The 22,425-nt window shown below is 67.3% G+C and carries 23 protein-coding genes; 8 read left to right on the forward strand and 15 right to left on the reverse strand.

Features of this window, described 5'->3' with window-relative positions; genetic code table 11:
- Positions 1-180: 180 nt before the first annotated feature.
- On the forward strand, positions 181-471 hold the full coding sequence (locus QGN17_RS14510) for a hypothetical protein (protein WP_281045311.1): 291 nt from the start codon (positions 181-183) through the stop codon (positions 469-471).
- Here QGN17_RS14510 and QGN17_RS14515 read toward each other — a convergent pair.
- From QGN17_RS14515 to QGN17_RS14525, 3 genes are read right to left on the reverse strand one after another with little or no spacing between them, the layout of a single operon-like run.
- Complete coding sequence (locus tag QGN17_RS14515) at positions 443-853, reverse strand: DUF2065 family protein (RefSeq protein WP_281045312.1); 411 nt, start codon at positions 851-853, stop codon at positions 443-445. The genes QGN17_RS14510 and QGN17_RS14515 overlap by 29 nt on opposite strands.
- Before the next feature lie 49 nt (positions 854-902).
- Positions 903-1,559, reverse strand: coding sequence for a hypothetical protein (locus QGN17_RS14520; RefSeq protein WP_281045313.1), 657 nt, complete (start codon positions 1,557-1,559; stop codon positions 903-905).
- Positions 1,560-1,585: 26 nt separating this feature from the next.
- Complete coding sequence (locus tag QGN17_RS14525; RefSeq protein WP_281045314.1) at positions 1,586-2,158, reverse strand: hypothetical protein; 573 nt, start codon at positions 2,156-2,158, stop codon at positions 1,586-1,588.
- A gap of 220 nt (positions 2,159-2,378) precedes the next feature.
- Here QGN17_RS14525 and QGN17_RS14530 point away from each other — a divergent pair, with 220 nt between their 5' ends.
- Positions 2,379-2,846, forward strand: coding sequence for a hypothetical protein (locus tag QGN17_RS14530; protein WP_281045315.1), 468 nt, complete (start codon positions 2,379-2,381; stop codon positions 2,844-2,846).
- Positions 2,847-2,889: 43 nt separating this feature from the next.
- Here the strand turns inward: QGN17_RS14530 and QGN17_RS14535 are convergent, their stop codons facing one another.
- A complete protein-coding gene (locus tag QGN17_RS14535) occupies positions 2,890-3,594 on the reverse strand; it encodes a sterol desaturase family protein (protein ID WP_281045761.1) in 705 nt (234 codons plus the stop codon).
- Positions 3,595-3,743: 149 nt separating this feature from the next.
- On the opposite strand from QGN17_RS14535, the gene QGN17_RS14540 reads away from it, so the two are divergent.
- On the forward strand, positions 3,744-4,082 hold the full coding sequence (locus QGN17_RS14540; RefSeq protein ID WP_022689680.1) for a PilZ domain-containing protein: 339 nt from the start codon (positions 3,744-3,746) through the stop codon (positions 4,080-4,082).
- 4 nt (positions 4,083-4,086) lie between these two features.
- Here the strand turns inward: QGN17_RS14540 and QGN17_RS14545 are convergent, their stop codons facing one another.
- Positions 4,087-4,263, reverse strand: a complete 177-nt coding sequence (locus QGN17_RS14545) for a hypothetical protein (RefSeq protein WP_281045316.1) — start codon at positions 4,261-4,263, stop codon at positions 4,087-4,089.
- Positions 4,264-4,451: 188 nt separating this feature from the next.
- Between QGN17_RS14545 and crtY the strand changes: the two genes are divergently transcribed.
- Positions 4,452-5,606, forward strand: coding sequence for a lycopene beta-cyclase CrtY (crtY, locus tag QGN17_RS14550; RefSeq protein WP_281045317.1), 1,155 nt, complete (start codon positions 4,452-4,454; stop codon positions 5,604-5,606).
- An 11-nt stretch (positions 5,607-5,617) separates the two neighbouring features.
- Complete coding sequence (locus QGN17_RS14555) at positions 5,618-7,102, forward strand: phytoene desaturase (protein WP_281045318.1); 1,485 nt, start codon at positions 5,618-5,620, stop codon at positions 7,100-7,102.
- A 128-nt stretch (positions 7,103-7,230) separates the two neighbouring features.
- On the opposite strand, the gene QGN17_RS14560 is transcribed toward QGN17_RS14555, so the two are convergent.
- From QGN17_RS14560 to QGN17_RS14575, 4 genes are all read right to left on the reverse strand, one after another.
- Positions 7,231-9,183, reverse strand: coding sequence for a hypothetical protein (locus tag QGN17_RS14560; RefSeq protein WP_281045319.1), 1,953 nt, complete (start codon positions 9,181-9,183; stop codon positions 7,231-7,233).
- Complete coding sequence (locus tag QGN17_RS14565) at positions 9,177-10,154, reverse strand: TniB family NTP-binding protein (RefSeq protein WP_281045320.1); 978 nt, start codon at positions 10,152-10,154, stop codon at positions 9,177-9,179. The genes QGN17_RS14560 and QGN17_RS14565 overlap by 7 nt, the downstream gene beginning before the upstream one ends.
- On the reverse strand, positions 10,151-12,421 hold the full coding sequence (locus tag QGN17_RS14570) for an integrase (RefSeq protein ID WP_281045321.1): 2,271 nt from the start codon (positions 12,419-12,421) through the stop codon (positions 10,151-10,153). Before QGN17_RS14570 ends, QGN17_RS14565 begins: the two co-directional genes overlap by 4 nt.
- A gap of 145 nt (positions 12,422-12,566) precedes the next feature.
- A complete protein-coding gene (locus QGN17_RS14575) occupies positions 12,567-13,523 on the reverse strand; it encodes a hypothetical protein (RefSeq protein ID WP_281045322.1) in 957 nt (318 codons plus the stop codon).
- 154 nt (positions 13,524-13,677) lie between these two features.
- On the opposite strand from QGN17_RS14575, the gene QGN17_RS14580 reads away from it, so the two are divergent.
- Complete coding sequence (locus tag QGN17_RS14580) at positions 13,678-14,781, forward strand: hypothetical protein (RefSeq protein WP_281045323.1); 1,104 nt, start codon at positions 13,678-13,680, stop codon at positions 14,779-14,781.
- On the opposite strand, the gene QGN17_RS14585 is transcribed toward QGN17_RS14580, so the two are convergent.
- Positions 14,778-15,515, reverse strand: a complete 738-nt coding sequence (locus QGN17_RS14585; RefSeq protein ID WP_281045324.1) for a hypothetical protein — start codon at positions 15,513-15,515, stop codon at positions 14,778-14,780. The two genes, QGN17_RS14580 and QGN17_RS14585, sit on opposite strands and share 4 nt — an antisense overlap.
- A gap of 846 nt (positions 15,516-16,361) precedes the next feature.
- On the opposite strand from QGN17_RS14585, the gene QGN17_RS14590 reads away from it, so the two are divergent.
- On the forward strand, positions 16,362-17,042 hold the full coding sequence (locus QGN17_RS14590) for a hypothetical protein (RefSeq protein WP_281045325.1): 681 nt from the start codon (positions 16,362-16,364) through the stop codon (positions 17,040-17,042).
- Between the two features lie 94 nt (positions 17,043-17,136).
- On the opposite strand, the gene QGN17_RS14595 is transcribed toward QGN17_RS14590, so the two are convergent.
- From QGN17_RS14595 to QGN17_RS14605, 3 genes are read right to left on the reverse strand one after another with little or no spacing between them, the layout of a single operon-like run.
- Positions 17,137-18,027 carry a plasmid partitioning protein RepB C-terminal domain-containing protein gene (locus QGN17_RS14595; protein WP_281045326.1) on the reverse strand — a complete coding sequence of 297 codons (891 nt, stop codon included), beginning with the start codon at positions 18,025-18,027 and terminating at the stop codon, positions 17,137-17,139.
- 2 nt (positions 18,028-18,029) lie between these two features.
- A complete protein-coding gene (locus QGN17_RS14600; RefSeq protein WP_281045327.1) occupies positions 18,030-18,902 on the reverse strand; it encodes a plasmid partitioning protein RepB C-terminal domain-containing protein in 873 nt (290 codons plus the stop codon).
- Positions 18,899-20,449: a recombinase family protein gene (locus tag QGN17_RS14605; RefSeq protein WP_281045328.1), complete on the reverse strand. Its 1,551-nt coding sequence runs from the start codon at positions 20,447-20,449 to the stop codon at positions 18,899-18,901. Before QGN17_RS14605 ends, QGN17_RS14600 begins: the two co-directional genes overlap by 4 nt.
- Before the next feature lie 68 nt (positions 20,450-20,517).
- Here QGN17_RS14605 and QGN17_RS14610 point away from each other — a divergent pair, with 68 nt between their 5' ends.
- Positions 20,518-20,886 (forward strand): hypothetical protein, encoded by a 369-nt coding sequence (locus tag QGN17_RS14610; protein WP_281045329.1) that lies wholly within the window; start codon positions 20,518-20,520, stop codon positions 20,884-20,886.
- Between the two features lie 52 nt (positions 20,887-20,938).
- On the opposite strand, the gene QGN17_RS14615 is transcribed toward QGN17_RS14610, so the two are convergent.
- Together QGN17_RS14615 and QGN17_RS14620 are read right to left on the reverse strand one after the other, a co-directional pair.
- Positions 20,939-21,214, reverse strand: coding sequence for a helix-turn-helix domain-containing protein (locus QGN17_RS14615; RefSeq protein ID WP_281045330.1), 276 nt, complete (start codon positions 21,212-21,214; stop codon positions 20,939-20,941).
- A 214-nt stretch (positions 21,215-21,428) separates the two neighbouring features.
- Positions 21,429-21,860 carry a hypothetical protein gene (locus QGN17_RS14620; protein WP_281045331.1) on the reverse strand — a complete coding sequence of 144 codons (432 nt, stop codon included), beginning with the start codon at positions 21,858-21,860 and terminating at the stop codon, positions 21,429-21,431.
- Positions 21,861-22,425: the final 565 nt, after the last annotated feature.

Raw genomic sequence — 22,425 nt, forward strand, 5'->3', positions numbered from 1 at the left:
CCTGTCGTAAGACCGGTCGCTCGGACATCATCCGAAACGCGCGGCCGTATGGGGCGAGTCGCGCAAAAAAAAACGGTGATGGATCAATGACTTTTCAGACGAAGCCCGTCGGCGTGATCGCCGGCGCCCCTACTGCTCGCGCCGGCCGCACGAACGGAAACGGTCACGACGAGGTCCGGCTTGACCGAATGGCCTTGCTACGGATCACCGCAACTGATCGGCTATTGCCCTGGCTTCAAGGTCGACGGGACGCGAACCCAGACGATCGTCAACCAGACGGCCACGCCCTATCAGGGGCAATATCTGCTCACCGGAACCTATGATGTCGACTTCGACGGCCGCCTGTCCGGCATCGGCGACATTCCGATCAAGGTCAGCGCCCTCTTGAGGGCGTGCCGGCGTCACCCTCGGCTGGTAGGGCAAATGGCGCGCGCCGGCTCATTCACGGCAATGCGTCGGCGCGTCCCGTAAGGCCGGCAAGCAGCATCAGCACCCCCAGGACCAACGATACGATCGCCCATAACCGCGCATGGGCGAGGAAGGGTCGCGCGAGCGCAATCAGAAGACCCGGAAGCGCGATCAACACCAACCCTTCCAGCGCGAAGACCGCAGCTAGGACGGTGACGATCACGCTCAGCGGATCGTACAGGACATGGTGCGGGATCAGGATCGCGGTGCCGATCGCGAACACGCCGAGACCGATCGCGTAGACGAGGCCCGGCGAGGACTCGAGCTCCTCCACCATCGCCCGCATCCGCGCCGGCGCGATGAGCAACCCGATGCCGGCCGCGATCCAGTAGAGACCGATCGCGGTCGCGAGATCGAGCGTCAGTACGGTGAGCGTGTGGATCATCGCGCAAAAACGCGGGGCAGGGCCGTTCGGCTCCCGCCCCGTGCCGCGATCAGCGCGTGGCCGTCTGCGCGGCGACCTCGTTGCGGGCGAATTCCTCGAAATCCGCCTTGAACACGCTGACCAGCTCGTCATTGGCGGCCTGGATGTCGTCGCCCGGCTTGGGCGGGAATATCTTCAGGCCGTTGCCGCCCCAGCTCTTGTAGATGCGCTTCGCCTCCGGCGCGTCGCCGAACTGCCGGTAAATGAACAGCGTCTTGAGCGACCGGCCGTACATCGCCGCCTTCTGATACAGGACGTCGGCGACGATCAGCTCCGAATAGCAGGGGGAACTGGACGTCGCGCGGCGGGTCTTGATGTCGTTGACGCTATGCCGCTCCAGCGGCGCATCGTGCAGGATGACGGTCGCCGGCTGCTGCTTGAGCAGATCGGCGAGCGCGAGCGAGTTGAGCGCCGCGGTCTGGCCGGGACTGTCGAGCGCGCTGGACAGACTGGTCCGGCGCTGGGCATCGCCATCGGCGTGGCCGGCGGAATCGGCCAGCGCGCCGATCAGCCCGAAGCCGACGCCCCAGCCGGTGGTGCGCGCGTTGAACCGCTCCGCCGGCCAGACATGCAGCTCGCACGCCGGTGCGGGCGCGGTCGGCGTCTGCGCGCCGGCGGACGCCGCCGTGATGATCGACGCGATCGACGCCACCCAAACTCGGATCATGACATTCCTCCCCTGTTGAAAACGACTTATCGACGCGCGGCGACGGCGTAGCCCGCGAACTGTTCGAGATTGCGGACCAGCGCGACACGCAGCGCGGAATCGGCCGACACCGGATCGGCATCGATCGTGAAATGCGGCAGGGGCGTGGAGACCAGCGTCGTGAACGGCCGCGCCCCGCCATAAGGCCGCCACGCGAAGATGCCCTGTAATGCCGTACGGCTGAGCTGGTTATGCGAGAAGACGATATGCTGGAGCACCAGCGCTCCACCGCATGGCGCCGGCGCGGTCGTCCCGTCGACCGGCCCGTCGTGCAGCACCATCCGCGAGCCTGCCTGGCCCAGCAGCGCGGGCAGGTCCATGCCGGTCAGGGCCGAACGCTGCGCGGCCGGGGTCAGCATGTCGGCCAACATGCTCGGATGGCCGTCGCGGTCGCGCAGCGCCCTGTTGTGCGCCTCGATCAGGACGGCGCCGTCGCTGTTGGTTTCGAGGCCCTGAGCCAGCCAGACGTCGACGCGGCAGGCCGGCGCCTGCGCGATCGCCATGGCGCCCGGCACGAGCGACAGCGCGGCCGAACACGCCGCGATCCAAAGCCTTCGCATTGACAGACAAGCCCCCCGAGCGCCGCCCCCGCAGCGCATCCAAGACATTCGCCCGACAGGAGATTTTGTCAATCGGCGGCGTGGTCGAACTCCTGCCGTTCCTGAACCGCAACGAAATGCGGGGTTCAGCGGAGATAAACCGCGCATCCGGCGTTGTGACACGATCGCCGCGGCTTTTCCGCGGCCCGAGGGGAGAGAGAAGATGCGCTTGAAACGCCCGATGACGGCCTTGATGGCCTGCGCGATGCTGCTGCCGCTGGCCGGCTGCTACGAGGATGACGGCCCGCGCGGCTATGGCCCGCCGCCCCCGCCCCCGCCGCCGCCCGGTGGCTATTATGATCATGACCGTCCGCCGCCCCCTCCGGGTGGCTATTACGACAATGGCGCGCCGCGCGGCGGCTATTGGGATCGCGACGCGCCGCAGGGCTACGACCCCTATCGTGACTATCGCGACGAGCCGGGCCGCGATCGTGTGATCACCCGCGACGACCGCGTCTATCGTGGATCGGACGGCCGCTATTACTGCCGGCGTTCGGACGGCACGACCGGCACCGTGGTCGGCGCGATCGGCGGCGGCGTGCTCGGCGCGATCCTCGGCGGCGGCGGCGCGCTCGGCACCATCCTCGGTGCCGGTGGCGGTGCGCTGCTCGGTCGCTCGATCGACAAGGGCGAGGTCCACTGCAAGTGATCCGCGCCTGATCGCGGGAAACCCGTTCGCCCCGAAAAGATATTCAGGGCGAGCGGGTTTCCTGTCGGTCGAATCGGCCCAATCCGCTGTCCGTCCCGCACAATCGGTCCCAGACGCGGAAATAGAGGCCGTAATTGCAGCGATACTGCTGATGATGCCGCTGATGGTGGCTCGCGGTAATCAGCCAGTTCCCCGCTCGTCCCTCGACCATCCCGCGCGGAAACATCTCCCAGCCCATGTGGTTGGTGACGCCCATTACCGTCATGATCGTCAGCACGCAGGCCAGTGCCGTCCAGTGTAGCGGGACGATCAGCACCAGTGCGGGGATCACCACCGCCCCGGTCAGCGCCTCCCATGGATGGAAGCTCATCGCCGCCCAGGCGGTCGGCGGGCGGCTCGCATGATGGACGGCGTGCGCGATCCGGAACGGCATCGGCCGGTGCATCCAGCGGTGCGTCCAGTAGAACCATGTATCGTGCGCGAACAGGCAGAGCAGCGCCGATACCGGCCACCACCAGAGTGGATACGCATGGATGTCGGTGTAGACCCGCGTCCAGCCGCGATGCGCCCAGCCCCAGGCGAGCACGCCCGCCGGCACGCCGTAGATCGCGGCCGACGCGAGGCTCCAGCCGATCTCGCGCCGCATCTGCGGAGACAGGCCACGATAGAGGCCGGGGTGTCGCCGCTCTGTGGCGAGCGCGAAGGCGCCCGAGACGAAGAGGTAGCGCACACCGACGATCAGCGTCATCGCCAGGACGGAGAGGAGAAGCGCGAGCGTGGTGGTCACCACCCGCTTATACCTCGCAGCATCTTGATTTGAGCCATGAAAAAGACGAGCAGGGGCGCATGGGAGAGGGTGGCGACCCTGGCCTGCGCCATCCTGATTTCGAGCGAAGCATGACCGACGAGCGTCCCGTGTCCGAATCGGCCCCGCGCCGATCCGATCCCCGTTATGCCATCGACCTGCCGGCGCGGCTGGTCGTGATCGAGGGCAAACCGGAAAAGGTGCGGCTGATCGATCTGTCGCGCGGCGGCTTCCGCGTCACCTCGCCTCTCAACCTGCCCGCCGGCCATCCCGTGCGGCTGGAGGTCGACGGCTGGCCGCGGCTGGTCGGCAAGGTTGTGTGGTGCAGCGGCGGACGGATCGGCTGCATGATCGACGTGCCGCCGAGTGATGCCGTCTACGCAAAGATGCGCGCCGTCGCCGAAGGGCAGCAAGGCCAGCAGCAGCCCTGACGGCTCACTTCGCCGGCGGCCCCATTTCCTCGCGATGGAGGATCAGCCATTCCATGATCCGGCCCCATACCTGCTTCACGTCACCTTCGGCGGCATCGAACTGGCGGATCACCACATCCAGCGCGCGATCGCCGAAACGCTCCACCAATCCTTCCGCCAACGCATTGATTCGCTCGTCCACATCGACTTCCTTCACAGGGCCGACATTGGGCCACTGGATCGGCCTGCGCTCTAGGGCACGAAGGGGGTCTTGTGGCTGCACGAGTGTATAAACTGTATCAGGATCGATCAGTCTCGACCATCGTCTAAGGACCTGCGCAAATTTGCAGGCGGGTGACGCGGCGTGCGCGCCACGATAGGAATCCCGGCATGACACGCGTGCGCCAGTGCGACCTTGCGATCGTCGGCGGCGGGCTGGCCGGCGGGCTGATTGCACTCGCACTCGCGAAACGCCGGCCGGAAGCGCGCGTGCTGCTGATCGAGGGTGGCGAGACTCTGGGCGGCAACCACGTCTGGTCCTTCTTCGAAAGCGACGTGACGCCGGAGGACCGGCTGCTGATCGGCCCGCTCGTGGCCCATGCGTGGGACGGTTATCACGTCGTGTTCCCCGGCCTGCGCCGGCGGCTGGACGTGCGCTACAACAGCATCACCTCCGAACGCTTCGATCAGGCGCTCCGCGAGACGCTGCCCGCCGAGCGGGTGCTGACCGGTCGCAAGGCGATCGGCGTCGGCCCGCGATCGGTGGTGCTGGCGGACGGCACGCGGATCGAGGCCGGCGGCGTAATCGATGCGCGCGGCCCCGGCGACCTCTCCACCCTGGAATGCGGCTGGCAGAAATTCCTCGGCCGCGAGCTGCGCCTCGCCAAGCCGCACGGGCTGCAGCGCCCGGTGGTGATGGACGCCAGCGTCGATCAGGCGGACGGCTATCGCTTCGTCTACCTGCTGCCGTTCGGCACCGATCGCCTGTTCGTCGAGGATACCTATTACAGCGACACGCCCACCATCGATCCCGCTCTCCTGGCCGGGCGGGTTTCCGCTTACGCCGCGTCGCGCGGCTGGCCGGTCGCGGATTCGGCGCGCGAGGAGACCGGCGCGCTGCCGGTGGTGATGTCCGGCGATTTCGAGGCCTATTGGCGGTCCGGCGGCGCGCATGTCGCCAAGGCCGGGATGCGCGCCGGCCTGTTCCAGCCGGTCACCGGCTATTCGCTGCCAGACGCGATGCGGACGGCGCGGTTCATCGCGAACCTCTCCGATCTCTCCGCGCCGGGCCTGCATGAGGCGCTGTTCGCCTTCGCCAAACGGGCCTGGGACGAACGCGGTTTCTACCGCCTGCTCAATCGCATGCTGTTCAAGGCGGCCGAGCCGGACGAGCGCTGGCGGGTGCTGAAGCGATTCTACACGCTGGACGAATCCCTCGTGGAGCGCTTTTACGCGAGCCGCTCGACCAACATGGACAAGGCGCGGATCCTGCTGGGTCGTCCGCCGGTTCCGATCGGGCGTGCGTTGCGGGCGATCGCCGGTTAGGGATTGGACACATGAAGACGGCGGCGGTCATCGGAGCGGGATTCGGCGGGCTGGCGCTCGCCATCCGCCTGCAATCGGCGGGCATCGCCACGGTGCTGGTCGAGGCGCGCGACAAGCCCGGCGGCCGTGCCTATGCCTGGGAGCGGGACGGCTTCACCTTCGATGCCGGCCCCACCGTCATCACCGATCCCAACTGCCTCGCCGAACTGTGGCGCCTGTCCGGCCGCGATATGGCCGAGGATGTCGAGCTGCTGCCGGTCGATCCCTTCTATCGGCTCAACTGGCCCGACGGCACGACGTTCGACTACACCAACGACGATGCGGCGCTTGGCCGCCAGATCGCGGCGCTGAACCCGGAGGATGTCGCCGGTTATCGCCGCTTCCTCGATTATGCCGGCGCGGTCTATCGCGAGGGTTACGAGAAGCTCGGCCACGTCGCCTTCCTCGACTTCTCGTCGATGATCAAGGCGGGTCCGGAACTGCTCAAGAACCAGGCGTGGCGTTCCGTCTATTCGATGGTGTCCTCCTTCGTGAAGGATCCGCATCTCCGGCAGGCGCTGAGCTTCCATACCCTTCTGGTGGGCGGCAATCCGATGACCACCAGCGCGATCTACGCGCTGATCCACAAGCTGGAGCGCGACGGCGGCGTCTGGTTTCCCAAGGGCGGCACCCATGCCCTCATCCGCGCGATGGTCGCGCAGTTCGAGCGGCTGGGCGGCGTGGTGCGGCTGGGCGATCCGGTGGTATCGATCGACACGCTGGGCGATCACGTCACCGGCGTGACGACGAAGAGCGGCTGGCACGGCACCTTCGATGCGGTCGCCTCCAACGCCGACATCGTGCACAGCTATCGCGATCTGCTGACCTCCACCCAGCGCGGCGAGCGCGCGGCGCGCTCGCTGGAGCGCAAGCGCTTCTCACCATCGCTGTTCGTCGTGCATTTCGGCATCCGCGGCGCCTTTCCCGGCATCCACCACCATTCGATCCTGTTCGGCCCGCGTTACGAGGGGTTGCTCAAGGACATCTACGATCACGGCGTGCTGGCGCGCGACTTCGCGCTCTATCTCCACCACCCGACCGTCACCGACCCGAGCCTCGCGCCGGAGGGCTGCTCGACCTTCTATGCGCTGGCGCCGGTGCCGCACATGGGCAAGCTGCCGGTCGACTGGGACGAGATCGGGCCGATCTACGCCGATCGCATCCTCGATCATCTGGAGGCACGGCTGATACCGGGCCTGCGCGAGCGCCTGATAACCCGTTTCCACTACACGCCGGCCGATTTCGCGGGCGATCTGAACGCGCATCTCGGCTCGGCCTTCAGCCTCGAGCCGTTGCTTACCCAGTCGGCCTTCTTCCGCGTCCACAATCGCGACGACCGGATCCCGAACCTCTATTTCGTCGGCGCGGGCACGCATCCGGGCGCGGGCATCCCCGGCGTCGTCGGATCGGCGAAGGCGACCGCAACGCTGATGCTGGACGACCTCAGGCGGAGCTAGTGTTGGGACCACCTTTATCCGACCCCGGAATTCTAGGAGTTACGGGACTTGCCAACCTAATCCACGCAACCATGAATGACCTTCGGCGCTAATCGGCAACCCGAAATGGACTCCTGCCGCCGAGTATCTCAGTCGACGGCGCACCGCCTACCGGGCCACTGGGGACGTTGGACCTTAATGACGGGTAGCCTGCCGGCGAGAACGTCCTCTCGCGGCAGGCCGATCGGGAAGGTGTTCGCCAGATTCACGCCGGTGGCCGCGAGGACGTTCCGGGGCAGCAGACCGACGGTTTGCTTCACCATGGGCCAAGGCATGATGGTTTCGCTGAGCCGGAGTATCTGAGCGCGGTCGTAGAACGTCTTCTTCGGCGAGTGACGTGACAGCCTGACGAGCCCCATCGCGACGGCTCGGTCGAGCTCACGCTTGCCGACCATCAGGATGTCGCATGCCTCAGACGTCGTGAGCATGATGCGGGGGAAGAGCTTCAGGTTGTCGCTGGAACTCTGGAGGTCGGGACGACCAGCGATTCGGCACGGATCCACCAGCGCGTGCCTGGCGTCGAACGACCGACCGACCGGGATCCAGCAGGGCAGCTCATCCGCAAGGATCATCGAGAGCACATGCCCCCACGGCTTCATCCGAGCGAAGCACCTCATGGCCAGATGGAGCGGAACGAGACCAGAAGGCGGAGCTTCGGTCCGCGCGACTTCCGCGAACCGACTGCGGATGCCCGCGACCGCGGTCTTCAGCAGCCGCGGTTCGGGATCGAGCGCATGGATCACCGGATGGTCGACGTAGGCCAGTTCGCCCAGGGCCGCGAGCTGCTCGATTCCGTAGACCGGGATCTTGAGATAGGTCGCGCAGAAGGTCCAGGGGTCCGAACCCCGCCATAGGTTGGAGATCAGCTCGATCTCATGCGCGTCGAAGCGGGCGCCTCGTGGTTCGCTCGACGCCACGATCGGCGTGATCCGGCCGGTGTTTCGGAGTCTCGCGAACTGAATCGTCGAAATCCCGGTGATCCTGGCCGCATCGCGCGCGTTGAACGTGCGGCGCCCCAATGCGGCGAGGGCGATGTGCGAATTGTCGCGCGTCTCGGGGAGTCCGGCCTCGAACATCCGGTAGAGAGAACTCTTGGTCGTCGTGACGCTGAGCCTGCGATACCCCTTCGAGAAGCGCTTGGCCGCCGAGAGATCGGAGAGCCGACCATCGGAGAGGCGTTCCACGACCTCGCCGCGGAGCCGGCGGGGCCAGTCGCCCAGCAGATCGACGCCCGTGCAGACGATCTCGGCGAGTTCCTCGGGAGGGAGATGGACCACGCCCCGGGCGTTGGTGCTTCCCACGATGTTCGCCGGAACGCCGCGAACGAAGAGGGATCCCAGCAGAACGAGGCTCTGCACCTGGATTCGGCAACTCGCCTCCGCGAAGTCGGTCGGCATCGCGGCGAGCGTCGATGCTCTGACCGACGGGTCGGGATCGAGCATGCTCGCGAACCGGCGATAGCTCGCCTCGAGGCGTCTGGGCAGGAAGCGCGGCTCGGGCGCGACGAGCGGGCGACGGCATTCGTAGTTGTCGCAGTTGCCGATGCCCCAGGCCTCGCTCCATCCCTGCACAGTCCCGCAATCGGAGCAGCGATCGATCAGCAGCTCGAGGCTTTCCGGGCAGTAGGGAAGATGGCGATACAGCCAGGTGGTGCGATGATGGCCCGATTCGGCGAGGCTGACCGGGGACACTCGCCGGCGATGCAGTTCGAGATGGGACCGCGCGGGCGTCGGGATGCGGGCCCCCGCGTGCGGGTCGGGCTTCTGCTCGTTGCCGACGCGGCGAGCCTCGACCTCGGCCGGCGAACATCCGACGACGCGCGCGAGCGCGACGGACCAGTCGCCCGGCTCCACGACGACGTGACCCGGATGGAAGAGGTAGGCTCCGGTGACGCTCGTCACGATCCTCGTGTTCGCCAGCACGTTGCGCCGCGTGGCGCGCGCGACGAGGCCGATGAGGCTCTCGCCGTCGCGCGGCACGGTGGGAAGCGAGAGCCGCGCCGAGCTGACGGTGCCGTTCCAGCGGATTCCTGCGGTTACCACGAATCGGGCTCCGCGAAGGGGTTCTCGTCCACCCAGCCGTTGGGGATGGCGAAGTGCCGCACGGAATAGGAGAGGTCGTATTCCTCCACGAAGTCCGCGCCGCGCCGGGCGGAGAACCTGAGCGCCTCCTCGACGATGCGATGGACGCGGCCGACGTGTCCGGTCGCGGCGTCGACCATGCGGGCGAGGATCGCCCCGGTCCCGAGGCCGGAGAGTCGCCTGACGCAGCCGGCATCGACCATGGCCTGGTCGAGGTTGTCGCAGAACGTCGCGAAGGCGCGCGCGGCGTCGACGGACTCCATGGTGGCGGGGGCGAGCTCGAGGGGGGTCCCGAGTCGCCCCGCGAGCTGCGGGTTCGCCTCGAAGAATTCGCGGGACCGCTCGTTGCCGGCCATGACGATGGGGACCAGCCCCTCGTCCATGAACGTCTTCAGCTGGTCCGTGACGTCCTCCTTGACCTGCGAACCGCCGAGGAGGTGCTGGACCTCATCGACGAAGAGGAGCTGGACGCCGTGTTCGAGGAGCAGCTCCTTGCAGCGCTGCTCCAGGATCTCGACGTTCCCGACGTTGACATGCGGGTCGCCGAGCTTCGCCAGGACGTTCTGGAAGAGCATCTTGACCGTCGTCCGCTTCTTCAGGCCGATGTAGATCGCCTGGTGGGGATGCGGGGAAAGGCCGGTCGCCGCCGCCGTCTTCGTCTTGAGCTCGGCGATGTAGCTCTTGAGGGTCCACGTTTTTCCGGCCTGCGAGACCTGCGACAGGCGCAGGCCGGGAAGAGGTCTGCCGCGGATGCCGAGGGTCGACTGCCGCATGGCCTCGATCCTCCCCTTGATCGCCTTCTGGGGGGCGTGCTCGACGTCGATGCCGAGATAGGCCGTCCAGGCTGCGGTCTCGCGCGCGGTCGCCGCGTCGTCCCCCTCGGAGAGGGCGCGGCCCGTGGCGGGGCCGCGGAACTCGCGACCGGCGCTCATGCGCCGGTCTCCTCGTCGGCGACGTCGCCGTCGTAGGGATCCTCGCCGTGGAGCGGCTCGGGCTCGATGCCGGTCTCGGGATCGATGGCCTCGGCGGGGGCGCCAGCCCGGACCGCGTCCCAGAAGGCCTCGGCCCTGTCGATCGCGGGCTTCTTTGGCTTGCGACCGGAGCTTCTGGCCGTCGGGGACTTGGAATCCCCCGGCGACGTCGGCGCGATGCCGAGGTCGTCGGCCGTGAGCTGGGGCGAGACGACGGCGTCGTCCGGCAGGAGCGCGGGCTTGCGGCCGCCCTTCAGCGCGTCGACGACGTGGCTCTGGTGGAGGGCCGCCATGGTGGCGCGCTCCTTGAACTTCATCTTCGGCAGCATCTCCTCCATCGCGCCGAGCGTGAGGGCCTTCGAGCGCTGTCGCGCCTGTTCGGTGTCGAACGGCTCGTTCCGCTTCCGCGCCATCTCGCGGAACTTGTCGTGCTCCCAGGCCGTCAGGTTGTGGGTGTAGGCGGGCTGGGTCGAGGGCAGGCTGATCCAGCTGTTGTCGAGCGTGTCGAGGAACTCGATGGAGTCGATGTTCCCGTCGTTGCGGCGGACGGTGACCTTCACGGTCGCCGAGCCGTCCTTGCGCTGCGAGCGGCGGGCCTGCGTGTGGTGCATGTGGTCGAGGCCGAGCCTGACCTTGCGCGGATCGCGGTAGCGGATGCCGTCGAGCTCGATGCCGTCGCCGGTGAGCAGCGCCTGGTATTCGCGGGACAGGCAGCGCGCGACGTGGTCGCGGTCGACGAAGACGGGCGTGGCGCGGTTCCTGGCCTTCTGCATCCAGACCTGGAGCGGCGAGCGGCCGTCGAGGCCCTTGGACGGCGACACGTTGTGGCTCGCCACGACGTGCGCCACCATGACCCTGAGCTGGGGCAGCGTGAGCATGGCCGCCGCGACGCCGTCGTAGTCGAGGTCGCGGGCCCGCTTGGGGTCGATGATCGTGCCCGGGAGCATCGCGAGCTCCTCCTTGAGCGAACGGAAGAAGCGCTCGAGGGCCGCCTTCGCCGTCGGCATGCCGACCGGCGGCTCGGCGAGGCCGATGCCCGCGGAGTTGAGCCCGGGCAGCGAGCTCGGGCCGACGAGCGGCTTCGCGTTGTCGGGGGTGATGGTCGACGGCTTGCCGAAGATCCACCTCAGGTCCGGAAACTGGGCGAGGACGGCCTCGGGGTATTCGCTCGGCGCAAGGCAGTCGATGACCGCCTGCATGGACGTCTCGGCGCGCGGCGGGCCGGCGTAGACGCACCAGCCGAGGATAGCGTGCGAGGCGTAGTCCATGAGGACCGTGATGCGGACCTTGCAGGCCGGGAGCTGCCACGCGTCGTCGAAGACGATGACCTGCTCGAGGTCGGCGGCGTCCATGAGGACCAGCTCGAGGAGCCGGTCGACGAGGACGGGCTCGCCCGAGCCCTTGTAGAGCTTCTCGGACGACTGCCTGCCCTCCTTGGCGGCGACCGTCTCCGCGCAGCGGAGGCGCTCGATGCGCTTGCGCAGCGCCTCCTTGGACGGGCACCTGTGCTTCGGCGCGCTCGGCGCGAGCTGCTCGTTGGCGCGCTTCAGCTGGTGCTCGAGCCAGGCGTAGGCCTGCGCCTTGGTCGCGCGCGGGCGGGCCCAGAACCAGAGCGCCGCCTCGTGCAGCAGGCGGTCGACGAAGGGCGAGACCTGGGCCTGGCCGAGGCGCCGGCCCGCGCTGCTGACGAGGGCGCCCGGCCGGCGGAGTTTCTCGACCCGGCGCATCCAGCGGCGGACCGAGCTGGCGCCGGGGCGCGGGTAGCGCAGGTCGGAGGGCTCGGTGCCGAAGTTGCCGTCGAGCCAGTGGCGGATCGCCCGGTCGGTCCGGTCGATCTGCGCCATGCAGGCGCGCCAGGCGAGGGAGTCGCGCCAGCGGCTCTTCGCGTCCCGGCTGGCGCAGGCGTGCGGGTCGAGGAGCAGGAAGCGCCCTTGCGCGACGGCGACGTCGGTCGCGTCGCCCACCGGGTGGAGCAGCCCGCGGGCATACATCTCGCGCATCCACTCGACCGTGGGATCGGACACGGCGTCCGTCGCGGGGTCGCGGACCTGGAGGAGGCCCTCGGTCTGGACGTCGCGGAGCGCGACGGTCCCGTCGTCGCGGATGGCCTCCAGGACGACGTTGCGGTCGTCGCAGCGGAAGCGGTCGCCGACCGCCCCCACGATGTCGATGCGGACGGGCTCGCCGACGGGGTGGGCGACGGCGGTCGAGGGGTTGAAGTGCTTCAAGGTCGTTCTCCTTCGGAATGGTCGGCGCGGCCAGGCCGGGCGGACCGGGTGGTGGTGGTCAGGGTGGTTGTGGTGGTGACGGTGATGATCGCCGCGACGGTGCGGGTGCAGGCTCCGCTGGCCATCTCGAGGCGCGCCCCGGCCTTCAGCGGCCGGGGCGGATGGCGATGCGGCGCAGGTCGTGCTCCGCGGGCTCGGCGGGCGGCACCGGCGACACGATGGTGTCGTCGTTCACCGCGACGTCGAGGTCGTAGGCGTAGTGCCGGGCGCACATGAGCGCGTTGACGACCTGGAGCGCTGCCGACCGGTGCACGCCCAGCACCTCGCCCATCAGGGCCAGCGGCACCTCCGGGCCGCACTTCTCGACGTGGTCGGCGGCGGCGGCGAGCTGGCGCTCGTCGAAGCCGGTGAAGCGGTCGTCGAAGGCCCGGGCGACGTTCCTGACGCGGCGGCGGCGCTTCTGGATCTCGTCGCCGGTGCGCTTCACGAAGGCGATGCCGTGGAGCGGGAGGTCGTTGGCGGCGCGCTCCATCAGCGGCGCGTAGTCGACGTCGGAGAAGTAGCTGGCGCTGGCCTTGAGCTCGCGGGCCACCGTGCCGCCGCACGTCCGGGTCTCGAGGCAGTCGAGGGTGTAGCGGCGGCGGCCCTCGGGCGTCTCCCACGTCACGACCAGGCCCTGGGTCGCGTAGTCGACGCAGCCGGGATCCACCTCCCTCTCCATGGCGTCGAGCCGCTCCCACGGGCTCTCGCCCGACTGGTAGGCGCAGGTCTTGCGGCTGAGGAACTGGAAGGTGCCGCGCTTGCGGTGGAAGGTGACGCAGCTCCGGAAGGGACGGGATTCGATCGAAACGAGCGTCCAGCCGGCCGTCGACGCGGCCGCCCTGGTCGCGCCCATGGCGATCTCCGAGAAGAGCGGATGGACGTGGTTGACGCCGCCGATGCGGCGGGCGCGGGGGTGGAGGCAGTCGAGAGGATCGGGGATGCCGATCTCCGACAGGCGGGGGAGGAACCCCGCGAGGGCGGGAAGTGCGGCCGTTGGCGGTTCATCCGGTCCGGCGCCCACCGGTGTGCGGTTGAGCGGATTGATGGTCGGCGTGCGCAAGATACCCCTCCTCGAACGATGATTTGATAGACCCGTTACGGCCATAGCGGCTGTAGTGGGTTTTCAATGTTCGACAATCAAGAGGCTTGCAAGTGATATTTTATGGCTGTAGTGGGTTTCAAGTTTTTCACGTAGTGAACTTTTGGAAGCCGCCGTGGCGAATGTGCCGACCCTCGACGAACTCAAGCTGCGCGCCTGGCCCGAGGGAATTCCGACTCGGGACGAGCTGGCGATCCAGCGACTTCCCGACTCGGGGAGGGAGACGGTTCGCCGACGTTTGGCGGCGGTGCTTCGCTGGACGGAGCCGACAGACGGGGAACCGCGGTTCGATGGCGCCGCCGACGCGGCCACCTTCGCGGGACTGGCCACTTCGCACTTCTATCAGCTCGTGAGGGACTGGAAGGCCCGCCGCTCGGTGGAATCCCTGGGTGTGGTCGGAAAGGCCGGCACGAAGCGCAGGTCCGCGGTTTCGGATGCCGTGAAGGCGGAGATCTCGACCACGATCGCCGAGGTCCTCGACCGCGATCCGAACGCGGGGACCAACGCGATCCTGGATGCGATAGCCGCTCGCCATGCGGGGGCGCCGTCGCGAACGACTTTGATACGGATGATCACGGAGGCGCGACGGGAGCGGCGTTCCGGATCGTTCGGCGCCGACATCGCGTTCGACAGCGCCGGGCTGGATCTTGCCGATCCCGAGGGCCATCACCTCCGCCTGGACGCGGTCGTCGATGTCGGCACCGGCGTGGTTCTAGGCTGGGTCGTCGCAACGGCGAGGTGGGGTGCGACAGGATACGTGCACGCCGCCGATGCGGCGCTCGACGGGCTGGCCGATCTTGACCTGGAAGGCGTGTCCGTGGCCGATGGCGAGCCGGATGTCATGATCCGGGTCAGGTCAGGCGATGCGGCGGCCGAGCGCATCTTCGGTGGGACCGGTCTTCCCCTCGTGACTCCGAACGGCATCGACCGCCTCGGCAGGATCATCGTCGACGCGATCGGAGACCGTATCGGGCCCACTTGGCTTGGCGTGGGCGAGCGGCCCGACGGGGTGAGCTTCAGGACCGGCCGGGCGGCGGCGATGCCCGAGATCAGCTCGGCCATGATCGACACCATTCGGGAAACCATCGATCGAAACAACGGCGTGCGCCTCGAACGGGCGCGTCAGAATGGCATCGGTGGCTCGGCCGATTCCGATGGCGTGAGAAATCTGCTGCGGCGCGTGGCTGATCTGCGGTCGCGGATCGACGACGACCGCTAGATGGGCGTCATGCCCCCTTCGCCGCGTGCGCGCTCCTTGCTGCGGAGGGATCGGAGCCGTTCGTAGGTGGTCGACAGGGCCGGCGGCCTGATCCCGGCCTCTCCGCACAGTTCGACCGTCCGCGCGTGGACCGCATCCCCACGTGCATCGTCACCGAGCTCCTCGAGCGCGCGGCGGATGAACATCGCGATCATATCGGTCGTCTGCGTGTTCTTGCGCCTCGGCCGCTTCGCTGCGTAGGCGCCAGGCACGGCGACGGCGGATCTGAACATGATCCAGATGCGGACCATCTTTCGGAACTGGTGGGACGTCATGCCGAGACGGTCCGCCGCCTTCGATACGTCGGTCGAGTCCGGCTGTTCGATCCTGAGGTATTGGCGGATCGCGCGAAGCCTTTTCCGGATTTCGGGCCGCCGGGATGCGGGCACCTCATCGAGATCGACGCCGCGCTCGAGCGCTTCCAGCGCCTCGATCCGATCTAGCTCGGACGGCCGGTATCCGCTGCCTTGGAGGAACTTGGCCTCGCCGAGGCGGCGCCATGCCGTCGCCATGCGGATGAGGCTATCGACCGAGAGGCCGATTTCGGCCGCGAAGGCATCGTCGATCTCGACGTCCGGCCGCTCGATCGCGACGTAGCGCTTCACGATTGCGGCGCGCCGCCGCGCCTCGGCAATGTTGGCATGGCGCGGACGTGAGCCAGTATCCTTTTCGCGCGGCGCATCTACCTCGCTCACCCTTTCCTCCATTCCCGGTTGATCGGCGTTTTCGATCAAGACCTCGCGCGCTCGTGCCGGCAGAAGCCTCGTTCACGATCCGGTTCGGGGTGCCGCTTGTCTTGGCGGGTTGGCGTGACGTCGTATCCCTCCGGATCGTCGGCACGCGGTTTTTGACGCAGTCCCCCAGCATTTCCTCCACTGCTGCGGTGAGCAGTTCAGCTGCGATGGAGCGCAGTCGGTCTTCCCGTCCCTGTCGCCTGTCTCATCGACACGGCGGGACGCGAAACTCAGAGCCGCGGCTCGGGGTCGCAGCGACAGCGATGCCGAGAGGTTGGTGCGACGAACCGAGTGCTGGCCGCTATTGCGGTGTTAACACTCGGATTCTAGCGTCGTCGCATCCCATCGAGAGATGGGCGAGGCGTGGAAACCTCGAACGGTAAGTAGCCGCATGCCCGGTCGAATCTCATTCGGCCGGGGAGCGGGCGTGTATGTCCAGGATCCTCGGGTCTAAAGACGCTCGCGCTCGTCTTACCGCGAGTTTCCAATCTCCGGCTTTCGGGCCGGCGTCGCCTCGGGTTCGGGGCGACGCCGCCGGCTGGAGCCAGCCTTGGTCTCGCCCCTGTGGGGTCGCGTGGACATGGGCAGTCGTCATATCGGCAACGTATCGGTCCGCTCGGCGCTTAGCGCGCCGTCGCGCCCGGCGAGCATCGACCCCGTTCTGCGCGGGCGCCCGCCGCCGCTCGGCCTCCGCTGACGGAACGACGAGAGGGTCTGCTGCCCTGAACGAACATGGATGGACGACGGCCGCGCCGGAGCGACGCTCCGGCGATCTATGGCGCTCGTCCGAAGGACAAGGGGAATGCCGTGAAGAACATGTCGAAGATCATCGCCGCGGGCGTAGCGCTCGCCATGCTGCCGGGGTGCGGAAGCTCGAGCCCGCCGAAGGGGCATGCCGGTGGCGGGTCCGCCGGGTCGAGGACGCCGGAGGAGGTCGCGCAGGCGGCGCCCTACAGGGTCGGCGGCGCGGGGCTGATGATGACGCCCGAGCAAGTGGGCGCCGCACTTGGCGCGGAGGGCTATGCGAAGAAGGAGAGCGCGATGAACGCGGCCGCCTGGTCGAGCGACTCCTTCGAGGATCTCGTCGACGAGCGGATTTCCGGGCATGGTTCGGCGCATCCGACGCGAATACCGACGCACGAGGAATGGACGAAGGGCCACGAGGCGGTCGCGGTCGATTATGGGATCTACCCGGACGCGCCGAAGGCCATCGGCATCAAGTGGACGACGGACGACGGCTCGCCGGGCGAGGCCGAGATCAGGGCGACGCTCACGAAGCGATATGGATCGGGCTTCCAGCTGAAGAGCTTTCTGCCCCCGCAATGGTGCACGCCGTCGCCCTGCGGCCAGGGCTCTGCGACGCTGACGGCCTCGGGGAGCGAGATCTCGCTGCTGGCCCCGTCCGTGATGAGCCAGCCGGTCAGCTTCAACCAGCGCATGGACGCGGCCGTGCGGGCGAAGGGTGGGACGTCGAAGGGATCGTTCTAATCGAGAAGCTGGTCGGCGGTGCTCATCGCCGACCAGCGACCTAATGAACCGGTTCGCGGATGCCTGCTCGAGAAGGGCAGCACCCCGAGACATGCTAGGGTGCCGGCTGCTCCAGCGAGGCGGCCGAAACGATGGTCCGGAACTGGCTGCTGATCTCGGGATGACGACGTTCGAGGTAGGCGGAGATGTGCTCGTTGCCGAGCAGCTTCCCTATGTAGCCCGACGCGACGACGAGGCTCAGCACGTCGTCGCCGAAGGCGTCCTCGACGGCCTTCATGTCGCGCGTGAGGTTCTCCATCTCGCGCTCCATCTTCGCCATCTGCTCGGCGCTCAGACCGCCGATGCGCTTCTTGCGATCCGGCTTCGCGAGGTCGTCGCGCTTGGTCGCGGCGAGCAGCGCCTTGACGTAGCTGTGGAAGAAGTTGTTGGCCGAGATCATGAGCTCGGCTGCCTCGATCTGCCGAGGCGCCTTCATCTTCTTCAGGACCTCGAAGGTCTGGACGTTGATCGGCCGGTCCTTGAACATCTCGACGACCTCGGGCGCGATGCCCTTGAGCAGGTTCTGGCGTCGGCGGACGACGTTCACGTCGACGCCCAGCGACTTTGCGATCAGCTCGTCGGACGCGCCGCGCTTGATCGCGCGGTCGATCATGTAGTGCTCCTGGACGGTCGCCAGGCGGTTGACTCTCTTGTTGTAGGTGAAGGCCTCGTCGTCGTCCGCGAGGATGCAGCGGACCGTCTCGTCGCCGCGGGCCAGCAATGCGTGATGGCGGAGATGGCCGTCGAGAATCAAATAGGGCTGCCCGCGCTTCTGCTTCGACACCACCAGCGGCTCGGCGAGCCCGACCGTCGCGATCGACGCGACGATGCGCGCGTATCTTCGGGAGGTGAGCACCTGCGACGGAATCTGCCGGAGCGGAAGGATGTCCGAGAGCCTGAGCTCGAGGATCTTCGGGGCGAAGGCGATGTGGATGTCGTCGCTCATGGTCAGGCCTTCGCGATGCCTATGCGCTCGGCGAGCGGGAGCGGAAGCGTCTCCATCGCCTCGGCGCGAAGAAGGGTGACGAAATGCTCCTCGGCGAGGAGCCTCTTCAGCGCGTTTACGACGAACATGAGGCGGCTCTGGGTCAGGCTAGCCTTGCGGACGAGCTGCTTCTGCCGCTCCACCTCCTTCTGGTAGGTGCGCACGAGCGACGCGGCCGTCGGCTTGAGCCCCCTGTGTGGCCGGGCGACGGACTTCATGGCCTTGCCGATCTGGGCGCGCTCGTCGACGAGCCGTCGGATCGCCACGATCTGCGAGGTCGCGACCATGCCCTTCTCGTAGGCGTCAGCCAGCGCACGCTGCACCTCGAGGTCGGGGGCCATCGCGATCTCGTAGGCCACGCAGTGGGGGATCACGCCGCGCTCGACCGCGTTGAGGAGTCTTTCCTCGCCCCGGTCGAGCATGGTGCAGATGACCGAGACGTATTCGTGACTGAAGCCGAGCTTGTCGCCCACCTGCTGAAGCGTGTAGCCGCGGTCGCGCAATGCGCCGACCTCGCGGATGAGTTCAAGCGGGCTGTGGTTGCGCCGTGCCATGTTCTCGACGAGGCTGAGGACGTAGGCCTCCTCGCGTGACACGTCGATCACGATGGCAGGGATGAGCGTCTGCTTGAGCTCGATGAAGGCCTCGAGGCGTCCCTGCCCGCAGACTAGCGCGTATCCGTCCTCGGTTGCCGTGACCGTGATCGGCTTCTTGAGGCCGACCTTGGAGATGCTGTCGACCAGCTCCTCGAAGATCCTGCGGTTGCGGGCGCGGGGATTGAGGATCTCGATGGAGCCGACCGGCACCATGACGATGTCGGGGACGTTCTGGGTCATGCGGCGTGGCCGAGGCGGAAGCGGCGGGACAGATGGTAGAGCGGGCCGAGGTCGTCGGCGCGGTAGGCGTCGAGGCGGGTGCCGTTCTCGTCGGCGAGCCTGAGCGCGTCGTTGCCGCCGAGGTCGATCCAGGGAAGCAGATAGTAGTCGCGCGGCCGCTCGTTGCCGGGCGACATGCGGACCGCCACCGTGATGTCGGGCGCGAGGCCGGCGTCGAGACGGATCTTCCAGCGGCGCGACCCGCCGGCCGTCTCGAAGCACCGGGCGAGGACGAGGGACACCGAGAACTCGTCGTTGACGCGCATGAGGTCGGTCGCGGGATCGACGGCGACGGCGCCGCCGATGCGTTCGATCTCCGCCGCTGTGTCGGCGACGATGCCGGGGTGCATCAGGCGCAGAGCCCGGTTGGTCTCGAGATAGCGATAGTCGCGTCCGGGATCGTAGCCGATGAGGGAATAGGCCTTCACGAGGCTGCCGAAGCGGTGGCGATAGGCTGAGGAGGAGGGCATGTCCTCGTCCTCGTCGATGACGAGGCCGGACAGCGCCCCTTTGCGCAGCTGGAAGTCACGGAGCATCGTGAGCAGCTGCTCGTCGGTGAACCTGCGCGAGCGCTCGGCGACGATGTGCTGGGCGGCTTCGAAGAAGTCGGCGTCGACGATGGCCTCGAAGGCGCCGTCGCCGCGCACCCACATGTCGGGCGGGTTCGCCACCCGCTTGCGCTTCAGCTTGAAGGAGACGCGGTTGTAGACGTTGTTGCCGATATACTTCTCGTTGGTCAGGATCTGGTGGACTATCCCGCGCGTCCATCCGTGACCGAGCCCGGTGTCGATGCGCTCGTCGTTGAGGAGGATCGCGATCTCGCGCTCCGAGCGGCGCTGGAGGACGAAGACACGGTAGATGCGGCGGACGGTCTCGACCTCCGCAGGCGGACCCGGCACGAGGATGACCCGATCGGTCTGGAGGCTCTTCTGCTCGCCGCGCTCGAGCGGGGCCTTTCGCTCGTTGTGCTCGTCGACGAGGAAGCGGCGCAGGCCGTAGCCTGCGGGTCCGCCCTGACGGTAGCCCAGCGTGATGAGGCGGCATTGGCCGGCGAACACCTTGGTGGAAAGCTCGCGGCTGTACTCGCCCGCCATCACGCGCTTGACGCTCTTGATCAGCGTGGCACTGAGGCTTCCGTCGTTCTCGAACTGCTCGGCGCAGTAGTGGACGGTGATGCCGGCCTGCCGGCAGATGAATTCGTAGTAGGCGCTCTCGTCCGCGTCCTGGAAGCGCCCCCAGCGGCTGATGTCGTAGACGAGGATGACGTCGTAGTCGGCGCTTCCCGAGCGCACGTCCTCGATCATGCGGCGAAGGGATTCGCGGCCCGCGATGCTGAGCCCGCTGCAACCCTCGTCAGCATAGGTGCGGACGATCTCCATGCCCTTCTGCGCGGCGTAGGCGGCAATCGCGTCGGCCTGGTTCTGCGTCGAGTATTTCTGGTTGTCCGTCGACATGCGGACATATTGGGCGGCCCTCACCGTCTTCACTGGCCGATCGTCCGTCACCATTGCGCCTGACCCCGATTCGCAACCGATTCCATCTATCTGCGGTCGCGGATACGGTGAGGGGGTGCGGAATGTCGCTGCCCGGAATGGACCGAAAACTTCCGCACCCGCCACTCGGCGGGGACGCGGATCTGTCGCTCGAGATCGCGGCCGCGCTCCGGCGGGAGTTCGGCGATCTCCCCGCGACGGTGAAGCGGATAGCGCAGCTGGCGAACGCGCGCGAGCGGACCGTGAAGAACTGGCTGGCGGGAAACAACGGGCCGTGCGGCGACAAGCTCGTCGCGCTGATGCGGCACTCGGATCAGGTGCTGGAGGTCGTGCTCCGGCTCAGCGGTCGCGCCGATCTGCTGCGCGCCGCCCGCATGGATGATGCGCTGGCGAAGGTCCAGGCTTCGCTTCGGAACATGGAGGGGCTGCTCGACCAGAAGGCGTCCGAGTGAGCGGCTCTGACGGCGCTCGGGCTCGGTCCAGGCGGATTTCGCGCACCGCCCGCTACTGATCCTCGATGACGTCGAGGGCCTCGATCCTTCGCGCCGAGACGAGGTCGCCGAGGTCGATCTTCAACGCCCGGGCGAAGCGCAGGCAGGTCAGCAGGGACGGGTTCGCCCTGAGGTTCTCGACGTAGGAGATGTAGGCCTTCCCGAAGCCGGTGATGGCGGCGAGCTGCGCGTGGGTCAGGCCCGCCTGCTTGCGGGCGGCCTTCAGCCGCCTGGCGAAGCGGGCCTCCTCCTCGTGGAAGTCGCCAGGAGCGAGGGGGCGCTTCGTCACGGCCGCCGCCCGGTCTTGGCCGGAAGGGCTCCTCGCATCCGGCGGCTCGGTGGCGTCGGTGACGGATTTCTCCAGGTCGATCGCATATCGGCGATCCTACGGTCTTCCGCCGCGGCTGCCAATGCGGTCGTTCCGATGGAGCATTCCGCACAGGAACGGGCATGTCGGGTCCGAACATGCCGAGACCCGGACCGCCTCCGCGGCGTTGCGCATCCTATTTGCAGATCACCGCCCAATAGGCGCCCAGCCAGGGGCCGATCTTGCCGTTGTCGAAATAGTATGCTGCGTTTTGATCCTGCCTCCACATGCAAGCGCCTCCCTTGGATTTGATGGACGACATCTTCGCAGTGCAAAGCGTGCTGGCGATTTGCGCTGTCGTGGCGGCGCCAAGGTTGTATTGGGTTCCGCTGTAGTCGCTGCTGAACGATTGGACCGGCACGCCGCAGGAGGGACCGGTTGGAGCCGGTGCGGCGGCGGCGACGTTCGAGAGGCGCTGCCGCGCGTAGTATTTCGTGGTGGCGGCGCTCGCTGTCGCGCTGAGCGCCATCGCGGCGACGGCTGCCAGCGCTCCATGGTGGACCATTCGATTTCGCCGCCAGCATCGGCTGGTGCGGCGCATCGCCGGGTCGAAGTCACGTTTGGTCATTTTTCCTCCAGGCTATTTGAGTTCAAGTTGCCGCGCTTTCTGCGTCGCGAAAATTGTGGAGTTCGCGAATTCGCATTTCAATGGAGGTAACCTGAAAGACAAAAATAAAGCCCGTCATCCTCTCCAAAACATATCAGTCTCTAGCGCTGCGCAATATATCTGGACTCCAGAACCTGCATTTATTGAGTCCAGAATTCATCGGGTGTGATCGAAGCAGTAAATATCTGTGTTATCATTATTCTGTGGCGCTGCTATGAGCAGACGTTATTGGTGACGCACGACGGGGCGGTCGGTCGCCGCCGGCTGCCGACCCGGAAATCGCGAAGCTCTTGCTCCAGGCTGGGATGCGCCCACTCCGAGCGCGGATGCTCGACCATCGGCCGAACGGGTGCCTCTCGCCTTCCGTCGCGCTTCGATCGATCCGATGACGGACGGAGATGGTTCGACCGCACGGCGGGATCACTGTTTGCGTTCTAAACGGAGCGATTTCCGTCGGTCCGGCCCGTTGTTGAGATGGTGCGGCAAGTCGAATCCAAGTAGGGAAGGTCGGCTGTAGCGGGGGCGT

The organism is Sphingomonas oryzagri, from assembly GCF_029906645.1.
Taxonomy (GTDB): Bacteria; Pseudomonadota; Alphaproteobacteria; order Sphingomonadales; family Sphingomonadaceae; genus Solisphingomonas; species Solisphingomonas oryzagri.

Excerpts from the sequence above, each read along its gene's own strand:
- QGN17_RS14620 (WP_281045331.1), bottom strand. The coding sequence starts at position 21,860 with ATGACCAAACGTGACTTCGACCCGGCGATGCGCCGCACCAGCCGATGC.
- QGN17_RS14555 (WP_281045318.1), top strand. The coding sequence starts at position 5,618 with ATGAAGACGGCGGCGGTCATCGGAGCGGGATTCGGCGGGCTGGCGCTC.
- QGN17_RS14595 (WP_281045326.1), bottom strand. The coding sequence starts at position 18,027 with ATGAGCGACGACATCCACATCGCCTTCGCCCCGAAGATCCTCGAGCTC.
- QGN17_RS14520 (WP_281045313.1), bottom strand. The coding sequence starts at position 1,559 with ATGATCCGAGTTTGGGTGGCGTCGATCGCGTCGATCATCACGGCGGCG.
- QGN17_RS14605 (WP_281045328.1), bottom strand. The coding sequence starts at position 20,449 with ATGGTGACGGACGATCGGCCAGTGAAGACGGTGAGGGCCGCCCAATAT.
- QGN17_RS14535 (WP_281045761.1), bottom strand. The coding sequence starts at position 3,594 with ATGACGCTGATCGTCGGTGTGCGCTACCTCTTCGTCTCGGGCGCCTTC.
- QGN17_RS14515 (WP_281045312.1), bottom strand. The coding sequence starts at position 853 with ATGATCCACACGCTCACCGTACTGACGCTCGATCTCGCGACCGCGATC.
- QGN17_RS14600 (WP_281045327.1), bottom strand. The coding sequence starts at position 18,902 with ATGACCCAGAACGTCCCCGACATCGTCATGGTGCCGGTCGGCTCCATC.
- QGN17_RS14610 (WP_281045329.1), top strand. The coding sequence starts at position 20,518 with ATGTCGCTGCCCGGAATGGACCGAAAACTTCCGCACCCGCCACTCGGC.
- QGN17_RS14565 (WP_281045320.1), bottom strand. The coding sequence starts at position 10,154 with ATGAGCGCCGGTCGCGAGTTCCGCGGCCCCGCCACGGGCCGCGCCCTC.
- QGN17_RS14525 (WP_281045314.1), bottom strand. The coding sequence starts at position 2,158 with ATGCGAAGGCTTTGGATCGCGGCGTGTTCGGCCGCGCTGTCGCTCGTG.
- QGN17_RS14530 (WP_281045315.1), top strand. The coding sequence starts at position 2,379 with ATGACGGCCTTGATGGCCTGCGCGATGCTGCTGCCGCTGGCCGGCTGC.
- QGN17_RS14540 (WP_022689680.1), top strand. The coding sequence starts at position 3,744 with ATGACCGACGAGCGTCCCGTGTCCGAATCGGCCCCGCGCCGATCCGAT.
- crtY (WP_281045317.1), top strand. The coding sequence starts at position 4,452 with ATGACACGCGTGCGCCAGTGCGACCTTGCGATCGTCGGCGGCGGGCTG.